Source organism: Paenibacillus sp. LRG-1 (assembly GCF_057220305.1).
In genome coordinates, this window is the sequence record NZ_CM170126.1 from 1,634,316 (window position 1) to 1,653,828 (window position 19,513).

General features: G+C 45.3%; 19 protein-coding genes. 10 read left to right on the plus strand and 9 right to left on the minus strand.

Translation table 11 applies throughout. The features are described from left to right. Positions 1-88: 88 nt before the first annotated feature. The gene (locus ACUUJN_RS07185) at positions 89-601 is read left to right on the plus strand and encodes a GNAT family N-acetyltransferase (protein WP_068939939.1); all 513 of its coding nucleotides are present in this window, start codon (positions 89-91) and stop codon (positions 599-601) included. A gap of 121 nt (positions 602-722) precedes the next feature. Here ACUUJN_RS07185 and ACUUJN_RS07190 read toward each other — a convergent pair whose 3' ends face one another. The 3 genes from ACUUJN_RS07190 to ACUUJN_RS07200 form a co-directional block, all read right to left on the minus strand. After that, positions 723-1,157 carry a threonine/serine exporter family protein gene (locus tag ACUUJN_RS07190; protein WP_013309318.1) on the minus strand — a complete coding sequence of 145 codons (435 nt, stop codon included), beginning with the start codon at positions 1,155-1,157 and terminating at the stop codon, positions 723-725. A 20-nt stretch (positions 1,158-1,177) separates the two neighbouring features. After that, positions 1,178-1,933, minus strand: a complete 756-nt coding sequence (locus ACUUJN_RS07195; protein WP_013309319.1) for a threonine/serine exporter family protein — start codon at positions 1,931-1,933, stop codon at positions 1,178-1,180. Between the two features lie 113 nt (positions 1,934-2,046). Continuing rightward, positions 2,047-2,901, minus strand: coding sequence for a hypothetical protein (locus tag ACUUJN_RS07200; protein WP_028543004.1), 855 nt, complete (start codon positions 2,899-2,901; stop codon positions 2,047-2,049). A 359-nt stretch (positions 2,902-3,260) separates the two neighbouring features. Here ACUUJN_RS07200 and ACUUJN_RS07205 point away from each other — a divergent pair, with 359 nt between their 5' ends. Together ACUUJN_RS07205 and ACUUJN_RS07210 are read left to right on the plus strand one after the other, a co-directional pair. Further along, a complete protein-coding gene (locus ACUUJN_RS07205) occupies positions 3,261-3,992 on the plus strand; it encodes an HAD family hydrolase (RefSeq protein WP_484669462.1) in 732 nt (243 codons plus the stop codon). Positions 3,993-4,128: 136 nt separating this feature from the next. Next, entirely contained in the window at positions 4,129-4,809 is a 681-nt protein-coding gene (locus ACUUJN_RS07210) for a serine/threonine-protein kinase (RefSeq protein ID WP_023987697.1), read from the plus strand. Between the two features lie 85 nt (positions 4,810-4,894). Here the strand turns inward: ACUUJN_RS07210 and ACUUJN_RS07215 are convergent, their stop codons facing one another. Both ACUUJN_RS07215 and speD read right to left on the minus strand, forming a co-directional pair. Continuing rightward, positions 4,895-6,313, minus strand: coding sequence for an NAD-dependent malic enzyme (locus ACUUJN_RS07215; RefSeq protein ID WP_028543003.1), 1,419 nt, complete (start codon positions 6,311-6,313; stop codon positions 4,895-4,897). A gap of 272 nt (positions 6,314-6,585) precedes the next feature. Next, positions 6,586-7,392: an adenosylmethionine decarboxylase gene (gene speD, locus ACUUJN_RS07220; protein WP_053324922.1), complete on the minus strand. Its 807-nt coding sequence runs from the start codon at positions 7,390-7,392 to the stop codon at positions 6,586-6,588. A 698-nt stretch (positions 7,393-8,090) separates the two neighbouring features. On the opposite strand from speD, the gene ACUUJN_RS07225 reads away from it, so the two are divergent. Then, a complete protein-coding gene (locus ACUUJN_RS07225; protein ID WP_023987699.1) occupies positions 8,091-8,939 on the plus strand; it encodes a hypothetical protein in 849 nt (282 codons plus the stop codon). An 84-nt stretch (positions 8,940-9,023) separates the two neighbouring features. Here ACUUJN_RS07225 and ACUUJN_RS07230 read toward each other — a convergent pair whose 3' ends face one another. Next, entirely contained in the window at positions 9,024-10,037 is a 1,014-nt protein-coding gene (locus tag ACUUJN_RS07230) for an RluA family pseudouridine synthase (RefSeq protein ID WP_023987700.1), read from the minus strand. A 223-nt stretch (positions 10,038-10,260) separates the two neighbouring features. Here ACUUJN_RS07230 and recQ point away from each other — a divergent pair, with 223 nt between their 5' ends. From recQ to ACUUJN_RS07245, 3 genes are all read left to right on the plus strand, one after another. Beyond that, positions 10,261-12,159, plus strand: coding sequence for a DNA helicase RecQ (gene recQ, locus ACUUJN_RS07235; protein ID WP_023987701.1), 1,899 nt, complete (start codon positions 10,261-10,263; stop codon positions 12,157-12,159). A gap of 54 nt (positions 12,160-12,213) precedes the next feature. Then, positions 12,214-14,082: a B12-binding domain-containing radical SAM protein gene (locus tag ACUUJN_RS07240; protein ID WP_484669463.1), complete on the plus strand. Its 1,869-nt coding sequence runs from the start codon at positions 12,214-12,216 to the stop codon at positions 14,080-14,082. A 183-nt stretch (positions 14,083-14,265) separates the two neighbouring features. Further along, positions 14,266-15,579, plus strand: a complete 1,314-nt coding sequence (locus ACUUJN_RS07245; protein ID WP_023987703.1) for an alkaline phosphatase — start codon at positions 14,266-14,268, stop codon at positions 15,577-15,579. Between the two features lie 204 nt (positions 15,580-15,783). On the opposite strand, the gene ACUUJN_RS07250 is transcribed toward ACUUJN_RS07245, so the two are convergent. The 3 genes from ACUUJN_RS07250 to ACUUJN_RS07260 all read right to left on the minus strand — a co-directional run bounded on the left by ACUUJN_RS07250 (position 15,784) and on the right by ACUUJN_RS07260 (position 17,223). Beyond that, positions 15,784-15,873, minus strand: coding sequence for a putative holin-like toxin (locus ACUUJN_RS07250; RefSeq protein WP_007429455.1), 90 nt, complete (start codon positions 15,871-15,873; stop codon positions 15,784-15,786). 153 nt (positions 15,874-16,026) lie between these two features. Next, positions 16,027-16,632: a DedA family protein gene (locus ACUUJN_RS07255; RefSeq protein WP_076294970.1), complete on the minus strand. Its 606-nt coding sequence runs from the start codon at positions 16,630-16,632 to the stop codon at positions 16,027-16,029. 15 nt (positions 16,633-16,647) lie between these two features. Further along, positions 16,648-17,223 (minus strand): class I SAM-dependent methyltransferase, encoded by a 576-nt coding sequence (locus tag ACUUJN_RS07260; RefSeq protein WP_068939948.1) that lies wholly within the window; start codon positions 17,221-17,223, stop codon positions 16,648-16,650. Positions 17,224-17,507: 284 nt separating this feature from the next. Here ACUUJN_RS07260 and ACUUJN_RS07265 point away from each other — a divergent pair, with 284 nt between their 5' ends. The 3 genes from ACUUJN_RS07265 (at position 17,508) to ACUUJN_RS07275 (ending at position 19,505) form a co-directional block, all read left to right on the plus strand. Further along, positions 17,508-18,344: a hypothetical protein gene (locus ACUUJN_RS07265; protein WP_076294969.1), complete on the plus strand. Its 837-nt coding sequence runs from the start codon at positions 17,508-17,510 to the stop codon at positions 18,342-18,344. A gap of 80 nt (positions 18,345-18,424) precedes the next feature. Further along, on the plus strand, positions 18,425-18,778 hold the full coding sequence (locus tag ACUUJN_RS07270; protein WP_023987707.1) for a FlxA-like family protein: 354 nt from the start codon (positions 18,425-18,427) through the stop codon (positions 18,776-18,778). A gap of 298 nt (positions 18,779-19,076) precedes the next feature. After that, the gene (locus tag ACUUJN_RS07275) at positions 19,077-19,505 is read left to right on the plus strand and encodes a GNAT family N-acetyltransferase (protein WP_484669464.1); all 429 of its coding nucleotides are present in this window, start codon (positions 19,077-19,079) and stop codon (positions 19,503-19,505) included. The last annotated feature ends 8 nt before the right edge of the window (positions 19,506-19,513 follow it).

A 19,513-nucleotide genomic window follows, 5' to 3' on the forward strand; every position in this document is an offset into this window, starting at 1 on the left:
GACTAATCCGCAAAACAACTCGATATGGCTGATCGGGCGCTTGTCTTGTACAATAAATAAATCACACAATAGGAGGCGGATACGAATAATGAATAAGGACCAATCTTTTTCCATTGAATTTGCGTGCAAAGAGGATCTTCCCGATATTGTGGACATTTATAATTCTACGATCGCAGGACGAATGGTCACGGCAGATCTGGAACCGGTGACAGTGGAGAGTCGCATTCCATGGTTTGAGGCTCATCAGGAGAACCACCGCCCTTTGTGGGTATTAAAACAAAAGGGTGCAATTGCCGGATGGGCCAGCCTTCAGTCCTTTTATGGGCGTCCAGCTTATAACGGTACAGCAGAAATTAGCATATACGTCCATGAGGATTCTCGTGGAACAGGAACAGGAAGTCGACTGGTACAGCACTTGCTAAATGAATGTCCGAGACTGGGGATTACAACGTTGTTGGGATTTGTTTTTGGTCATAATGAACCAAGTATTGGGCTGCTGCGGAAGTTTGGTTTTGAGCAATGGGGATACTATCCGCGTGTAGCTGTGCTGGACAGCATAGAGCGAGATTTAGCGATATTGGGCAAGCGAGTGGATGAATAATAGCTTATGACAGTTAAATATTCTTTGTAATGTGTACAGAAAAAGGCTGTTTCCAAAATCGTCTCAAACACTGCGGATGATTTTAGGAGCAGCCTCTTTTACTTTGCTATTTTCATCGCTTTTAGCGCTGTGGTTTAAAACGTATGCTGTGAAAAATTTGATTAAGCACCTCAGACAGCACTAAACCGACAGCAATAGCACCTGCGATCATCAGCGTGCTCATGGCCAGCTCCAGTGCCTGAGGATAATGTTGTTGTACGAACTGGCGCATGGCATTATAGGCCATTCCCCCTGGAACGAGCGGAATCATGCCTGCCACACTAAAAATAATCACAGGCATTTTGTACAGCCGCGCAAAGCCTTGACTGACGATGCCGATGAGAATCGTTGCCAAAAGGCTGGCGCTCACAGGTCCCATGCTGTCCGTGGTTGAATAATAGACAAGCCAGCCTAGCATACCAACAAAACCGCATTGCAGTAGTGAACGCCGGGGGGCATGGAAAAGTATGCCGAAAGCAGCGGTGGCAATAAAGCTTGTGAATAATTGTGCAAGCATAGACTTGAATCTCCTCCGAATCACATATAAGAAATGATAACCGCAACGCCAGCTCCAATGCCGAAAGACGTCAGGCAAGCATCGGCTCCCTTGGAAAGACCCGAAACAAGGTGCCCGGACATTAAATCACGGATGGCATTTGTAATTAACAAGCCTGGAACCAGTGGCATGACAGAGCCAATAATAATTTTATCCATCATCTGTCCCCAGCCTACTATCGTTAATAGAGCCGCCAGCAAGCCGATTAGAAAAGATGCAGAAAACTCTGAGAAAAACTTAACCTTAACGAGCCTGTGAAAATACTGTACAGCTGCAAATCCGATACCTCCGCATAACACAGCTGCGGGGAAATCTCGCCAGACTCCACCAAACATGATCATAAAGCAACCGCTGGCCAACGCAGCAGCCATCAGCTGTACACGGTTGGAATAGCGGAGGGGGCCACGTTCAATCTCCGAAAGCTCCTTGACGGCAGCGCGAGGAGACAAATCACCTGTGCTGATTTTACGTGAAATGGAATTGACCTCTGTCACCTTGTGCAAATCGGTAGTCCGCTCTACGATGCGGATGAGCTTGGCAGGCTCCGAGTCATTAATGGCAAAAAAAATCCCAGTTGGTGTTACATAGCTATGGGACTGGGATATGCCATAGGCCGAAGCAATGCGGGACATCGTGTCTTCAACACGATAGGTTTCGGCTCCATTTTGCATCATCAGTTTGCCCGCCAACAGACAAACCTCAATGATTTCAGGAGTAGGATAGGAATGATTATTCATACTCGCTCTCTTTCATTCGTACCGGGCTGTTCGACCCTATTATTTTCATTTATTGTAGCACAAAAAGCCGCCTTTTCAGAGGCGGTTATGTTAGGCGGAAGCCAAGGATTTCATCAAGATTCTATCATATCGGGAATAACGGTATAGTAGGACTCTTCCAGATATGTTGCGGCCTCAGACAGACCCATCACCTTAAGCTGTCCAGCTACAAAAGCACGAAGGGCAGAATGGGTGAACAAATGCCGTGTCTGGGCATCCCGAATAAAAGCCAGTCTGGCTTCACGCGAACCGTTGTGGAACAACTCACGCACAGCTTCGCCTTGTTGTTCCCAAAGGAAAGGCTCCGTTACGGTCAAGAGGGCACTCTCCATAGAAGAGCTATGCTTCGCAGAAGAAGATAACTGAATGCCCAACCCGTTTAGCGTAGGAGCTGCTTCATTGTGCTTCCGTTCTGTTCGCAAGCTGTCGATATACGCAGCCATATCCTGAATCGGTTCGATACCAAAGCGTTCGCGAAAGCATTCGCGTACAAACGCGGTGCGTTCATCTACAATCTGAGGCAGTCGCTGACCTGCATGTCCAGAATAGTCATCTCCACTGGCGTAGTATCGTTTTAATGAACTGTTCTCTGTATAAACAACGCTTAAAAAATCCTGCAAATGACGGGCAACCACCCACACACCCGTCCAATCGACGGGAGATACACATACTATAGGGGCCCGGGAAAGGTCCTTTTCAAGCCCAAAATCCGTTAAAAAGCCATAATGTATTCCGTCCACCCCTGCGTGGGCAAAAGGAACAACATCTGGTGGTGTAGCCATATATCGTGGCGCGCGGCCCTGCTCCATAATCAATCCCAAATCAAAACTCAGAGAATGCCGGTTCGCTTCGAGCTCTTTTTCAAATTCTATAAGTGCCTCAATCAAAGGTGTAGCTGATCCATAGGCTAGGTTAGAACCGGAATCCATCGTGTATGCCTCCCTTATCCAAGTACATCCGTAAAGCGTTCATCCCTAAAAGGTACGTGATTTTACACGAAATGTAAACCTGTATGACGAATATTTTCAAAAATGTGACCTTTTACCCGTGTGTTGTCAAATAAAACGCTTTCGGGCAAAGCAGGACAAGATACCTATGTTAGCTCGGTAGAGAGGTAAAGTGAGTTTGTGAAAATGCGGTCTTTTCAGTGTATGTTAGTAAACGTGAAGTGTGATTGCAGGATGCGCAGTGTGAAGGACAAGGTGCAACGTAACAGGCCAACGGGTATAATATCAGGACAAGGTGAAAAGGAGCGTCATCCGAAGATTTAACAGAAAGAAGTGGGCATATGAACTTGCAAAAGAAGGCTGTTTTTTTTGATGTAGATGATACGATGTACGATCATTTGCACCCTACACGCGATGCATTGCGTACAGTATTAGGATTGAGTGATCGTTTTCCTTATGAGAAAGCCTACCATCGTATTCGCTATTACAGCGATGTACTATCGGCTAAAGGAGGACTATTGGAGGGGAAGGCAGGGCCGGATGAACTGGATGAGATGAGGGAAGGCCGTTTCATTCTGGCTTTACAAGAATTCGGGGTAGAAATTACCCGTGAGCAGGCAGTACATGTTCAACAAGAATACTTGGATCGTCAGTACCGAATTGAGCCTTTTGAGGGGGCGACCTCGTTAATAAATGATTTGAGCTCGGCTGGCTTTTTAGTTGGATTAATTACAAACGGTCTTGAGGAACACCAGATGAGCAAGATCAAGGCCATGGCACTGGAAAATCATGTTGCAGTAGAGCATATCTTTGTATCTGGGACCGTTGGCTATGCCAAGCCTGATCCGCGCATTTTTGAAGTAGTGAACGAACGGACAGGAACGTTAGCAGAGCACTGCTGCTACATTGGGGATTCCTGGCGTAATGACGTGGCGGGAGCTATAGCTGCGAATTGGCAGGTGATCTGGTTCAATCACAGGAACGCTCCCCCGGAGACTGACGTGCTGGGGATCTATAAAACAGCAGCAAGCTATGCAGAGTTAAGAAGGTTGCTTCTGCCGGACGCTCGTTAGACACGGTACATACCGTATTTATAAAAGAATCAACCTATTTTGAAGCCATTCCAAAAGATAACCCGTAATACTATTTATCTGTTATAGAACTAACTTTATTGGTATTGGTTTAGAACAGAGAAGGAGGGGATCGCGCATGGTAGAACAATGGAGGCAGGCAGAAGACATCATAAGTCAAGTGACCGTATACAGTACGGAGGATAATGATCCGGTTACCATTAAAACAGGCACTCAAGACGTCCGCTGTATTGGCATCGGGACAGATGCGGCCGTATTTACGCTCGATACGTTGCCAGGCTACGCGTTCAAGGTGTACTCAGACATGGCGATCGAGAAGAAAGATGCGGAGGCCGACGTATATGAGCGTTTGCGAGGGTCTGACTTTTTTCCTCATTATTACGGAAAAGGCGACAAGTATATTGTCATAAGTTATGAATCCGGTATTACGCTGCTGGATTGTCTGCTGCAAGGAATTCCTGTGCCAGAGCAGGTCATTCTGGATGTGGAAAAGGCGAGGGAATTTGTCCGATCCAAGGGGCTGAATCCCCGTGATATTCACCTCAAGAATGTACTCATGCAAGACGGACGTGCCAAGGTATTGGATGTATCTGAATACGTGAAGGAAGGCGATGACAAGCGCTGGGAGCATTTGGTGTGGGCGTATCATACGTTTTATTCCGGTATCTCGGAGGTTAAGGTTCCCTCATGGATTTTGGATACGATTAAAAAATGGTACTACAAGCTGGACAACTCCAACTTTAATCTGGAGGAGTTTGCCCAGCGTGCCAGTCAATTGTTCTCTAAATGGAGGTCATAACCGCTGTAAAGAAAACGGATATGAAGACTGATCTTTCGATAGCAAAAAGGATTGCACCCGTATTTAGGGGAGCAATCCTTTTCTTTTATCTGAAATCCCGAGGCACTCTTCTGGCTGTACCGCTCGCAATCGCGGCTTGAATCACCTTTTCACGCACCCGTTGAACTGCACTCTCGTTAAATACACCAGGGATAATATACAGCTTGTTTAGTTCTTCAGGACGGATCGTGCCTGCGATGGCCTCTGCGGCCGCCAGCTTCATCTCTTCGTTGATTTCACGGGCACGGCAGTCGAGCGCCGCTCGAAAGATGCCAGGGAAACAAAGCACATTGTTAATTTGGTTAGGATAGTCCGAACGTCCGGTGGCGATGACACCCGCAATGTCCTCGACGTCCTCTGGCGCAATTTCGGGAACCGGGTTAGCCATAGTGAACAGCACCGGGGCTTCTTTCATACGTTTCACGTCTTCTCGTTGCAGTAGTCCACCTGCCGACAGCCCGATAAACACGTCAGCATCCTTCAGAACCTCGGACAGCGTGCCGGACAGCCGATCAGGGTTGGTATGCTGCGCATACCAGTTCCACATCGGATGCTCGTATGTTTCATCAGCTGTAAGCGCTCCGTGACGATCTACGCCAATGATGTTGACTGCTCCTGCAGATAGCAAAATTTTCGTACAGGCCACACCCGCAGCCCCGATACCACAGACGACAATTTTGACGTCAGACAGGGCTTTGCCGACAACCTTGAGCGCATTGATCAGCCCTGCGTATAAAACGACAGCTGTGCCGTGCTGATCGTCATGAAAAACAGGTATGTCCAGCTCTTTACGTAACCGCTGTTCAATCTCAAAGCATCGTGGCGACGAAATATCCTCCAGATTAATCCCGCCAAAAGCTGGGGCCATTTGTTTAATGGCCTTAATGATCTCTTCGGTGTCCTGCGTATCCAGACAGATTGGAAAGGCATCGACGGAGCCGAGCTGCTTGAACAGCATGGCTTTGCCTTCCATAACCGGCATGGCTGCATAGGGACCGATGTTACCTAGCCCGAGAACAGCGCTTCCGTCAGAGACGACAGCGACCGTGTTGCGCTTGATCGTCAAACGGAAAGCTTTGTCCGGTTCCTCGTGAATCGCCATGCATACGCGTGCCACATCGGGGGTATATACCCGAGATAAGTCATCGCGGTTTTGAATTGGGACTTTGGGCTGCATTTCAATTTTGCCCCCGAGGTGTAATAGGAAGGTACGATCAGAGATGGATAATACCTTAACACCTTGTGCTTTTTTAATCCGAGCAATCATTCGGTCGATTTCTGCTGGATCGGCAATGGTAACTGTAATATCCCTCACAGTGACCTTCTCAGAGGTGCTAATGACGTCAATGGCAATCACATCTCCGCCATGTTCGTTTACCAGCGTAATCAATTGACCAAATTGGATGTGTCCGGTGGAAATTTCCAATCGCAAAATGATGTTTTTACCGCCAATACCGCCTTGCATACAAATTCCTCCTTTGTCTTCCATAACAAAATCATACGTAGGATCAATTGATTGCGCTTACAATAAGAAGCGGATGTAAAATCTATGCTGATATTTTAAATTAGTGGTTTCTTCCCCTATCATAGTGAACAATCTCTCGCTTGTACAGATCAAGTTGAGTAATATCTATTATTTTGTATTTAAAAAAGGACGAAAGCCCGGCTGCATTCCAGTCCAAGCGATCATCCTTTTTTCAATAAAATGATCTATTTTATTTTCACGCATTCGATCTGTTACGTCATATTTTTACCGTAGTAAATTTCGTCCATTTCGATCTTGAGACGTGTTGATATATTTTGTTGCTCTTTTTCACTCAGACTTTCCTTGGTGTAGCCGAACAGGTAATTGTCCAGATCGAATTGTTTTAGCTTACATTTGGTATGGAAAATATTTTCCTGATACACATTCACGTCGATCATGTCATACAGACTGCGCACTTCGTCCGGAATATAGTTTTGAATGGAGGCGATATCATGGTCGATGAAAAGCTTATGTCCATTCGTATCACGTGTGAAGCCGCGTACCCGGTAATCAATCGTCATAATGTCGGTGTCGAAAGAATGAGTCAAATAGTGGAGTGCCTTGAGCGGGGAGATTTCCCCACAGGTAGAGACATCAATATCAGCTCGAAACGTACTGATCCCCTCGTCTGGATGATATTCCGGGTAGGTGTGCACCGTAATATGGCTTTTATCCAGCTGTATCACGACAGATTCAGGCAGGGGGCCTGGTGACTCGGCATAAGATTCAGTCGGTACCTCCACAATGGGTCCTTCTGATATAAGTACTGTTACGCTGGCTCCTTGAGGTACATAATCCTGCTGGGCTACGTTGAGTACGTGGGCGCCGATAATGTCAGATACATTTTTTAAAATAGCTGTCAGCCGATCTGAGTTGTATTGTTCATCAATATATTCAATATACGCCTCGCGTTCTTCTTTGGTTTTGGTGTAACAAATATCGTACATGTTGAAGCTCAATGATTTGGTCAAATTGTTAAATCCGTGCAGGGTAATCCGCTGTTCCGGTGTTATGGTCATAGGCTATTTCCCCTTATAGTCGCAGTATTCATACATAATATTCCCAACACTCCTTTTCATATACCGATTCATAAAATCAGTTCTGTAGCTGTTAGATTAAAGCCTTGAACAAGTATGTCTTACCCGTTTGGCATAATTAAAAACAGGCAGGGCAGCGTCTTTGTTTTTACATGTATGGAAATTTTAACGTATATATACTTTATTTCTTACTCAGCGATTTTTAAGTAACAGGACTTATAATGTAGACTATGCATAGGGCGAAGGAACTGAATGGACAGAGGACTCGTAGTAAAACATAAGAACCGGGTTAGTAATTCATTAATTTAATGTGTGTCACCTTCACAATGCTGAAAGCTTAACCGAATATGATTATAGACCCGAAAAAATAGTGATTTTGTATATTGCGTAAATCGAGAAAAGCAACTTCAGCTAATAATGTGCGTATAATGAAATAAACGTAAGAAGCTGAGAATTATGAAGTTAAAATGAATTTTGATAGCAAAATTTAATTTACAAACCGATCCCATGTTACTGTCAGGATTTTGCAAAATTCGATTCCAGTCGCTCCGAAGTGCAAGATATAGACGAACTAAACCATTTCGATCTATATCTTGTTCATTGGAAAGTTCATTGGAAGTCGCTTATGAGATTTTTGCAAAATCCTCTACTGTAAGAAAAACGGTGAAAGGAGTATCAAGATGCTGGCTTTGTCCGATCCGGCCTGGACTCTGCTCCAAGGTCCCTACGGTTCTTCTCAATACGTCCCAGAAATGTTGAAGCAGCTCCAAGCCGGATATGACGGCGAAATGGCTGACACCTTGTATTGGGAGGAACTGTATCACCAAAATACGTTGTATACTTGTACATTTGCGGCTGTACCTTACCTTGTAGACATTGCGTTAAAAAGTTCTGATATAGGGATTCGTGCAGATATATATAACATTTGCGGAATATTCGAAGCGAAGAATAACAATCCTCTACATACCAAAGTTCCATTGGAATTTACAAGGGATCAGGTGAAAGTGGATTCTAGTCTGGCTGAATATATTTATGCGCAATATCGGAGTGCCATTGTCCGACTTGCAGAATTGACTGAAGAAATGGTGCTCTATGCGAAGGAACACGAAGGAGATATCGGTAAACGCTATGTTCTGGCTGCGGGTGCTGCTTTTCAGGGTTATCGCTGCGTAGCTTATATGCTACAAAGCTTCGATACAGGTGACGAATATACGCTGGATTGTCCGCATTGCGGTACCCCGCTCTATATTTGGCCTGATGAACAGAATGACACCCTGGTTGTCTATGATAAAGATCCTGTAAATTCAGACAATCTGGTTCCCCATCCGATCAGCCCCCGTTCATTGGACCGTAGAGGTGCTAATATGCAGTGGTTACACGAATATGCCCAAAAAATTGAAGAGAACAAGCTGCTTGCCCAATTACCCTATTTAAACGGTTGGGTAGATTGTCCAGTGTGTAATACGCCCATATATATATGGGATGAGTTGATGAAAATGGCTGATGGTGTTCGGAGGTATACCGCTTAATCAATCAAAAAAGGGTGCTGTCTTCTACAGCCCCCTCATTTCCTCTTATATTTTTCCATCTAATCTCCGTATGCTTTGCCAATTCTACTCCCGAAACGGATTCAAAAAGGTTTTAGGAATGTCGGATTCAAAACGCAGCAATACTCCGGTGACGGGATGAATAAATGACAATACCCTCGCATGTAGGCCAAGACGCCCAATCGACTTGGATTTGGAACCGTATTTTTTATCTCCAACAATTGGATGGCCGATATCCTCCATATGTACGCGGATTTGATTTTTGCGTCCGGTTTCCAAACGTACTTCCAGCAAAGAAAAATGCCGATTGGCTTGAAGCAGCTTGTAATGAGTGACTGCGTGCTGTCCGTCATTCGGATAAGGACTGGAATACATTTTTAGCGTCTTGCTTTCTTTCAGCCATGAAGTGATTGTACCCTCAGCTTTTTTAACTTGTCCTTCGACAAGAGCAATGTATGTTCGTTCATACACAACTTCCTTCCACGCTTTTTGCATTTCCTGCTGTATGGCTTCGCTTTTCGCAAACATCATCACTCCTGATGTATCACGATCCAAACGATGCAGTACAAAAATACGATTGTACGGATGTTCGCGCCTCACATGGGCCGTAAGCTGGCGATATGCTGTTACTTCCTGCTCCTGCGCTGAAGCCACGGACAGCAACCCGGCATCCTTATGGATAACGATAATGGCTTCATCCTCATGCAAAATACGTAGCCCAGTCAGTGGTACGACGGGAGTTATTTTTTCCTTGGAAAGAGCGACAGTCTGACCTTGCTCCAGTGGAAAATTATGCACGGTACGCGGAATGCCGTTGACGGACACCTGCCCACGAGCCAGTGCTGATTTAATGGAGTTACGACCCATGCCAGTCACATGTTCTACTAAAAAGCTCAATAGCTCGGCAGGCTCCTGGACGATGTATGTTTTGGCAGGGGCTTTATCTAAAGCATTCGTTCTCCGTTGAGCTTCCGGTTTATGGGAGCCAGATCTTCCGGCAGGTTTATGACTGCGTTTGGAATGGCTTGCGTTTGACGTAGATTTTGTATGATTTTTCCGTTGGGGTTTCCGATTGTTCATGGATTCTTTCTCCTTCTTGGAACCGTGTCTCTTCATAGTTATGGACAAATTTGCGGCACCGTGTTCACTATATCATGAGAAAACAGCGAGCGCCATAAGGGACTAAACCAGATTGGCAGTCTTCTAGCGGTTGAACATTACCCTGAACCCCGGTAAACTAAAGGTAACGAAAGAAAAGCCGATATGCGTCAAGGACGCTAGAAATATGAGGAGTTTTGAAACTATGACTGTACAAGCACCAACATTGGAACGGGCGCAGGACTTGCTGCAAAAATTTTATGGCTATCCCGATTTCCGGGAGGGACAAAAGAAAATTGTGGCCAGTATGCTGGAGGGCAACGATACGTTGGGCATCATGCCGACAGGAGGCGGAAAATCGATATGCTACCAGATCCCCGCGTTGTTGCATGAGGGGCTGACCATTGTCGTGTCACCGCTCATCTCGCTGATGAAAGACCAGGTGGATGCGCTGACCACAATGGGGATTGCTGCTGCCTACATCAATAGTACGTTGAGTGGTCGAGAAGTGAATGACCGCATACGAGCTGCACGAAATGGTGACTTGAAGTTGCTGTATGTCGCACCGGAACGACTGGAACTGGACTGGTTTCGCGATGAAATGGCTCAGTTGCCAATTTCCTGCGTTGCGGTAGATGAGGCACACTGCGTATCCCAGTGGGGCCATGATTTCCGTACCAGCTATCTGGCTGTGGCTCCATTCGTGGACGGGCTGTACGAACGCCCAATCGTGGCGGCGTTTACGGCAACGGCGACACCGCAGGTCATGGATGACATCGTGCGCCTGCTTCGTCTGCGCTCACCGGAGACGTTCGTTACAGGCCTTGGACGGCCCAATTTGGCGTTCAGTGTGCTGCGCGGGGAAGACAAACGCAGCTTTTTACTGAATTATGCCCGTGAGCATGAGGGTGAATCGGGCATTATTTATGCGGCGACACGTAAGGACGTGGACGATTTGTACCAACGGCTGCGTGACGCAGGCATGGCAGCCGGGCGCTATCATGCCGGGATGACAGATCAGGAACGTGCAGATAGCCAGGAAGGGTTTTTGTACGACGATATCCGTGTCATTGTAGCAACCAATGCCTTCGGCATGGGGATAGATAAATCGAACGTACGCTATGTCATTCACTACAACATGCCTAAAAATATGGAGGCTTACGTGCAAGAGGCGGGACGCGCAGGACGTGATGGCGACCCGAGTCAATGTATTTTGCTGTTCGGACCGCAAGATATTGTGACGCAGAAGTTTCTGATTGAGCAAAATCCACAGGATGAAGACCGCAAGCGCAACGACTACCGCAAGCTCCAGCAGATGGTTGATTATTGCTACACGACTCGTTGCCTACGTACGGCACAGCTTGAGTATTTCGGAGAAGCGGAAGAGCATGAAGCTTGCGGTATATGTAGTTCATGTACAGATGAGCGGGAACTGGTTGATATGACCATAGATGCGCAAAAGATTTTTTCGTGCATTCATCGCATGCGGGAGCGTTATGGGGTCTCGATGGTCGCCTCGGTCTTGAAAGGCTCGCGTAACAAAAAAGTGCTGCAGTATGGTTTTGACAGCCTGCCAACCTATGGCGTGATGGGCAACCGGACGGAAAAAGAAATTGCCGAAATTATCAATGTTCTTGTTTCGGAAGGCTATCTGATGTTGTCCGAGGGGCAATATCCGGTCGTACGCTTGCAGCAGCTTGCGGCTGAAGTGCTAAAAGGCCAGCGAGAAGTCATGCAGCGTGTGGTGCGACATGCCACGGCTTTTGCAGGTGGAGCAGGTTCACGCGGACGACAGGGACGCGATGCATACCCGGCTGCAGTCAACGAAACCGTGTTCGAGCAATTGCGCCTGATCCGCCGCGATCTGGCCGCTCAGGAGCATGTACCGTCTTATATCATTTTCAATGATGCGACGCTGCGTGAGATGAGCGTAGCGAGCCCGCAATCCGAGGCAGACATGTTGCGGATCAAGGGTGTCGGCGAAGTGAAGTTCCGCAAGTACGGCAAGCCGTTTCTTGATTTTTTTCAAAATCAGGGGAATATCGGGGGAACGGTAAGCGAGGACGAGATTTATGCAGACGATGTGTACGAGGATTTTGAATAGCTATACTAAGGCAAGGATAGAACAGTTCATGCAAACTATAAAAGGTTGTGACCTATGAAAGTCATTTTATCAACGTTAAATGCAAAATATATTCATACCTCGCTGGCAATTCGATGCCTCAAAGCCTACAGTGAAAAGGACTTTGATATCGAGCTGGCGGAGTACACGATTAAGGACCCGGTGATGAACATCGTATCCGACTTGTTTCAACGCGGGGCAGATGTCATCGGCTTTTCCTGTTATATTTGGAACATTGAAGAGACGATTAAAGTCATTGATGTGTTGAAAAAGATTATGCCTGAGGTCAAAATTGTTCTGGGTGGCCCGGAGGTATCCTACGATACGGATCACTGGATGAAGCGTTTGGCGAATGTGGATTTTATCGTGGTTGGTGAAGGAGAGGAAACATTCCATCAACTGCTGCAGGAGCTGGAAGGGGATCGCAAGTTCCATTTTGTGTATGGACTGGCTTACCGTAAGGGAGAAGAGGTTATTCAGATGCCCGGTCGCCCGAAAGCGGACTTGAACGAGCTGCCGTCGCCCTATCGTTTTGCAGAGGATATACCGGAACTTGGGAAACGGGTTGTTTATTTTGAAACGAGCCGGGGCTGTCCGTTCAGCTGCCAGTTTTGTCTGTCGAGCATCGAAGTTGGGGTGCGCTATTACGATATCGAGCGTACAAAGTCGGATATTCTGTACCTGATCGACAATGGAGCCAACCTAATCAAGTTCGTGGATCGGACGTTTAACATTAAACGCGATTATGCGCTGGAAATGTTCAAATTTTTGATTGAAAATCACCGTGGCTGCGTCTTCCAGTTTGAGATTACGGCAGATATTATGCGTCCCGAGGTGTTGGATTACTTGGCGGAAAACGCGCCGCCGGGCGTATTTCGTTTTGAAATCGGCGTCCAATCAACGAATGATCCCACCAATGAGCTGGTTAAGCGTCGCCAGAATTTTTACAAGCTTTCCCGTACTGTTACCAAGGTTAAACAAAGCGGTAAAATCGACCAGCATTTGGATTTGATCGCCGGATTGCCCTTGGAGGACTACAACACGTTCCGTAAAACGTTTAATGACGTTTTTGCGCTCGGCCCGGAAGAGCTTCAACTTGGCTTCCTCAAAATGCTGCGTGGCACCGGACTGCGTATCGACGCAGACAAGTATAACTATACGTATATGGATGTTGCGCCGTATGAAATGCTGAGCAATGACGTCCTTTCCTTTGCCGATATCGTCCGGCTCAAGCGCTTGGAAGATGTATTGGAGAAATACTGGAACTCTCATCGTATGGATCATACAGTCAACTATCTGATTGAGCGTGAATTCTCGTCCGCTTTTGATTTCTTTCAGGAATTCGGAGACTACTGGGAAGGACAGGGCTGGCAAAAAATCGGACATCAGCTCGAAGACTTGTTCACGCGTCTCCAGTCCTTTCTGGAATCGCGTGGAACAAAGCGAATGGATATGGTGCTTGGACTGATGAAGCTTGATTATTTCCTGAACCATAAATACAAGCCGCGTAAAATCTGGTGGGAGCATACCTTGGAGAAGGACAATTGGTCCAGCTACATGAAAATGATTCTCCAGCACCCGGACGCGCTGTTGTCACCTGCGGTTGCAGATTTAGTGGCAGATGCGAGCAAGGAGAGTACAGGTGAGGCGAATGTAGGCAATCAACAGCCTCAGCCATACCGCGAGATTATTCCAGCCTTTGCTTCATTGAAGCTGAGTGAAAAGGAACTGCAAAAGCACGCGGTGCTGGATGTACTGCCATTTAGTCTGGATCATATCCTGAGTGGGGGAAGCCCATTGACAGCCGAAGGCCGCACGCTTCTGCTTGTAGTCTATCAGCAAAATGGACAGCAAAAACCGCTCTACTACACCATGCCGATCGGCAAAAATATCGCCGCCATTTAAATATAGACGCCAGAGGGCATCGACTTTGATAAACCAAGAGTCGGTGTCTTCTTTTGTTTTATAAAAACAGGTGGTCACTCCAAATTTTACATTCGTGTAATCTTTTGCTTTACGATGCTTTACAAAGCAGATATATGATTACTTTATCATATATGAATATTAAATTTATTGGAGTGTGACCTTGTGAAAAAGCGTTCGATGAAAAAGAGTATCCTTGCTTTCGGTGCCATTACCGTTTTGAGTGCGCCATTGTTATCTGCTAATATCCCTAACGCTTTTGCAGCCTCATCTAGTACCAAGTCTACTACCGCACAGGTATCCAAAGGACTGAAAACCTCGTCAGCGAAAGTCGATGCTCCTAAGAATGTCATTCTCTTTATCGGCGATGGTATGGGAGAAGCAAGTCGCAACGCGATTCGCTTGGCGACGGTAGGGAAATCGGGATTACTTGAAATGGACAACATGCCTGTAACCGGCTTGGTTAGCACAAGTTCAGGGGATAACCTGGTTACGGATTCTGCTGCCGCTGCGACTGCCATTGCAACAGGTGTGAAAACGTATAACGGCGCGATCGGAATGGATTTGAATAAAAAACCAGTGACAACGATTATGGAGCTGGCTAAAAAGGCAGGCATGTCTACAGGTGTTGTGACGACAAGCCAAGTGACAGACGCAACGGGGGCCGCCTTTGGTGCGCATGTCGAAAAACGCTCCGCTCAAAGCGAGATTGCCAAGCAGTATCTGGAGAAAAGCAAGGTGGATGTTATTCTGGGCGGTGGTGAGGATTTCTGGTACCCTGCAGGAACAGTAGGCAAACATCCAGATGCTCCGGCAGAAGATCCTGAGGAAGCTAGTAAGGGAACTCAAGGAAATTTGGTAGAACAAGCGAAGAAGCTGGGTTATAGCTATGTGACAGATCAGACAGAAATGAAAGCAGCTAAAGGTTCTAAGTTGTTAGGGCTGTTCGCCAATGAAGAGATGTTTCAAGCTCACAACAAGCTGGGTAACTCTTACAACCCAACGGTTTCTTTACCGGATATGACGGCTAAAGCGATTGATGTTCTTTCCAAAAACCAAAAAGGTTTTTTCCTGATGGTAGAGGAAGAAGGAACGGATGAGATGGCGCATGACAATGAAGGTGAGTTAACGATTAAGGCTGGGCAACAGCTCGATAAGGCCGTTAAAGTAGCTAAAGAGTATGCCAAAGCGCATCCAGATACATTAGTGTTGGTGACGGCAGATCATGAAACGGGCGGTTTGGCGATTGAAGGCGAAGATGCGGAGGATGAATCCGGTGAAGGCGTCTCCAAAGAGGATGGTCCTTTTACTGTAAAAGGCTCTAATGAAAAGTTTTATATCGACTGGACCACAGGAGGACATACATCTGTTGATGTGGCGTTAACCGCGATGGGCCCCGGATCTTCTCAGTTTAGCGGGAATTACCCGAATACTGCCATTCATGACAAGCTGGTTAAGCTGCTTCAATTAAAGAAGTAACGTAGGGTGAAAGCTGCCTCTTAAAAAGATTTTCCATATTGGCAATATGGTTTTTCCTGTGATAAACTAAAGCTAATAAGTATATACTAAAAAAGAGTAAGGATGCTACCAACATCCTCACTCTTTTACAACAGCCGCTTATAAGGGCGGTGGCTGTAGGGTTGGATTAGTAAAATAGACCGCTAACCTTTTCCGGAGGGCGGTCTATTTCTTTTTGTTGAAGGAAATAATCAAGATCACCAACGTTGCAAATTGAATCATCAACATTAATGTATCTTTAACCTCCACAGGCATCACCTCCTTTGCAGGAGACTAGCCGACCGCCCATCTAAGCCATTCTGTTGTTAGTTTATAGTATATCATATGGATAGTATTGCTAAAAAGGACAAAACCAAAGGTAACTTTTAAATTCGCTTATATTATGAACATGCCGAATATCCTCAACCTTTACTCCTCCGTTGTTTTCTTCCCCCACACAAATTTCATTATAAAAAATATAATTGTCAGCATGATGAGAAGCAATGCCATCTGCAAGCCATAACGATGGATTAGTTCTCCTACTGCTTGTACATGATCGCCAAAGATACGTCCGAGCAGAAAGAAGATCAGCGTCCAGATCAAACCTGTTGAATAAGAGAAGAGGGCATAGCGCTTGAAGCTCATTTTATTGATTCCGACAATATAAGGGATAATGTGACGGACGATCGGCAGCAAATAACTGATGCAAATAGTGAAGTTGCCATACTTATGTATCAATTTTTCCGAAAACGTAATGTACCTGTCCATTTTTTTCTTCCGACGCAAACGTTCTAGAATCGGTGTGCCCACGGTTCTCCCCAATACATAACCTAAGGACAAGCCTGATATAACCCCAAGATATACAATTAAAAAAGCGGGTAACGGGTGAAGTATGCCCATGCCTGTTACAGCCCCGCCAGTCATCACAATGACTTCATCCGGGATGGGCAGACCCACAATCCCAAGCCATAGAGAAAAGAATAATGCTGCATAGCCGTATTGTTCGATGATGGAAATTAAATATTCCACGTCCATACCTGTACTCCTTTCTTAGGTTTTCTTTCGGCATATATACACGAATGCGGGTGGAACATTCATTGGCACAAACTTGATTTCTTCAATATCAAACCATTCACCTAACTGCTGCTTCATCTGTTTAGAGTATTGAAATGCGACAAACATTCCTCCATCCCTGAGTGATAGATGAATTTGTTCTACAATTTGATTTCGCATCTCTTGTGGAAAATTGAAAAATGGCAGCCCGCTAATTATGCAGTCAAGCTGTTCTATTTGGGCATTTTTCATAGCAAGCTGAAGCTCGCGCGAGTCGGAATAGCACAGATAATTCGGGAATCTTCTTTTTAAATTCTGCTGCATGGCCTGGTCCTTTTCAAAGAGTAAGACCTTTGGTTGAAATTTAGCAGCAGACGGGATGTATTGAGTAATTGCCCCCGTGCCAGCACCAAGCTCGGCAACAGCATGAACTTCACTCCATGGAATGGATTCTATCATATTTTTAGCTAAAAATCTGGAACTTGGTGTTACACTACCCACATATGCAGGCGAGTACAAAAATTTGAATAGGAACATAAGTCTCTCGTGAACCAAATGGCTAATACGGATCATACATCATTCCCCTACTTTCAATTTTTAGAATACGTTCATTTATTCTTTGCTAAGAGTAACAAATTATCCCTTTACTTACTCCTGTCTCGAGTAGGGTTAATCCCCCCGTCCTGCGGAGGGGATTTTCCTTGACTATGGTCTAGGAAATAAAAAAAGAGTGGTATTAATGAGTCTGTATTTATTCAGTTATCATTCAGCATACCCTCAGGTTGCATTCAGATTTGCTGCCGATGAAAGGTAGGTGGGCAGCTAAAAACATTATGTACACTGAGAGGGGATCTACTTTGTCACTATCCATTAACAGGCATCTCATCACGACTTCCTATGATCAATCGAATACGGTGAAGTCAAATGAGAATGGACTAAATACCACGGGTCATACCACACACAAGAAATCTAACGATTCACTCGAATTGAGCAAGGAATTTATGGAATACACGGGAGGAATGCAGGCTCCGCTTCCTACGGAAAACTACAGTAATGATTACAAGTACGACGACCAGGATACCATTGCACTAACTACAGACCAACAGAAAATGCTGTTGTCTGATCTGCAAAGTTATCTGATGTCTTCAAGTGCTTCCTCTGATACAGATGAACTCACCAATAGCACGAAGAATCCATTGGCTTCGGTTAACGATTTATTAGCCGGTGTGGATCTTTCGACGGCAACAGATGAGGAAGTATCGGAGCTATTCGATAAGATAGCAGAAACGATCCAAAATAATCGTCCTGCACCGCCGCCTGAAGGAGACCCGTCCCATCCTCAAATGGATAGCAGTGGTCTGCCTCCTATGATGCAGGCAATGGGTGGAATTATGCCTCCATTCGCATGGAATATCCAAGAGACTTCCAATCAAGAGGATAACAGCACTACATCTGAGAAAGAGCTTACAGTAGATGAAAAAAGATCCTTGCTGAGTGATTTGCAAAGCGTTCTGAGTTCCAGTCTTATATCCGGGTCAACAGCTTCGGACAAAGATCAGGAAACAGATCTGCTTTCTACATTAAAAGACGCGTGGGGAAATACAGACAAATCGAATGCCACAGATGAAGAAATATCGGCTTTATTCGATGAAATCGCTAAGATTTTTGAACAATCTGTATCATCGTCGTCTTAGTCATTAGAGTGCAATACCATAGCTTAGAACCGGTTAGCCCACACGTGTAAACTCATACTTTTATAAAGGGGAAATCTCGTATGAACATTTCATCCACATCCAGCAGTTCTATATCTATTGCAAGCACTTCGTCTTCATCCAGTACCAACGATACAGCTAGTCTGGAAAAGCAAAAAGCTCAACTTGAAGCGGAGTACAACAAGGTACAGCAAAGTAAAGATAATAAAGATACAAAAGAAACAAAAATGAAGCAGCTTCAACAGCAAATTAAACAGATTGAAGCTCAAATTGCACAGCAAAGTTCGCAATCCAGCAGCACGTCAACTCCAAAAATGGAAAAGCCCGCTCCAAGTAACATGGAAACGACTCGTATCAACAGTGCTAACAGCAGTGATATTACAGGAGTTGGGAAATCACTGGATATTTCAATTTAATCATCCCATCTTTTTTCCTGTAGGACAGACGATGGATACAAACGATAGCAGGCTCTCCGTTTCAGAGGGGCCTGCTTTTTTCGTTTACTAAATATTTTGCATGAATCCAGGGAGCGACTTTCAATCAGCGATATTTAGATTAGAATAATTCTGTCCATCTAAATTGAATCATGTGACTAAACATAGAAAAGTATATACAATATATAACAGTAGGAAGATGAAAGTATTTTAACCCTATTATTTTCTATATTTAAATCAGTAAGTGCTAGTAATCATTTTAAATTGGAGGATTTATGCCATGACGCTGGAACCTCAGATGAATCGAAGTAGTAGAGATGAAGCGCGTTTAGTCAGAAACAAGTTGATTGAGTTTAATGCGAAACACGTCCCAGCAGATATTCGGACCCGATACGAAGAGATTAATCTTACGCTCAAAGATGAAGATGGTCAGGTGATAGGCGGTCTCCTAAGTGTACAATGTTGGAACTGGGTGGAGGTTGATATTTTGTGGGTAGATCAGCGCTACAGAGGAAAGGGCTACGGTTCACAACTGCTTGGTGAAATCGAACAAATTGCTAAAGATAAAGGGTGTAATTTTATACAACTTAATACCTTTACTTTTCAAGCGCCCGAATTCTATGAAAAGCATGGCTATAAAGTCGTTGGTGTCATTGACGATGCTCCAAGAGGCTTTAAACACTATTATTATAAGAAAAGTATCTACTGAGGACTCTA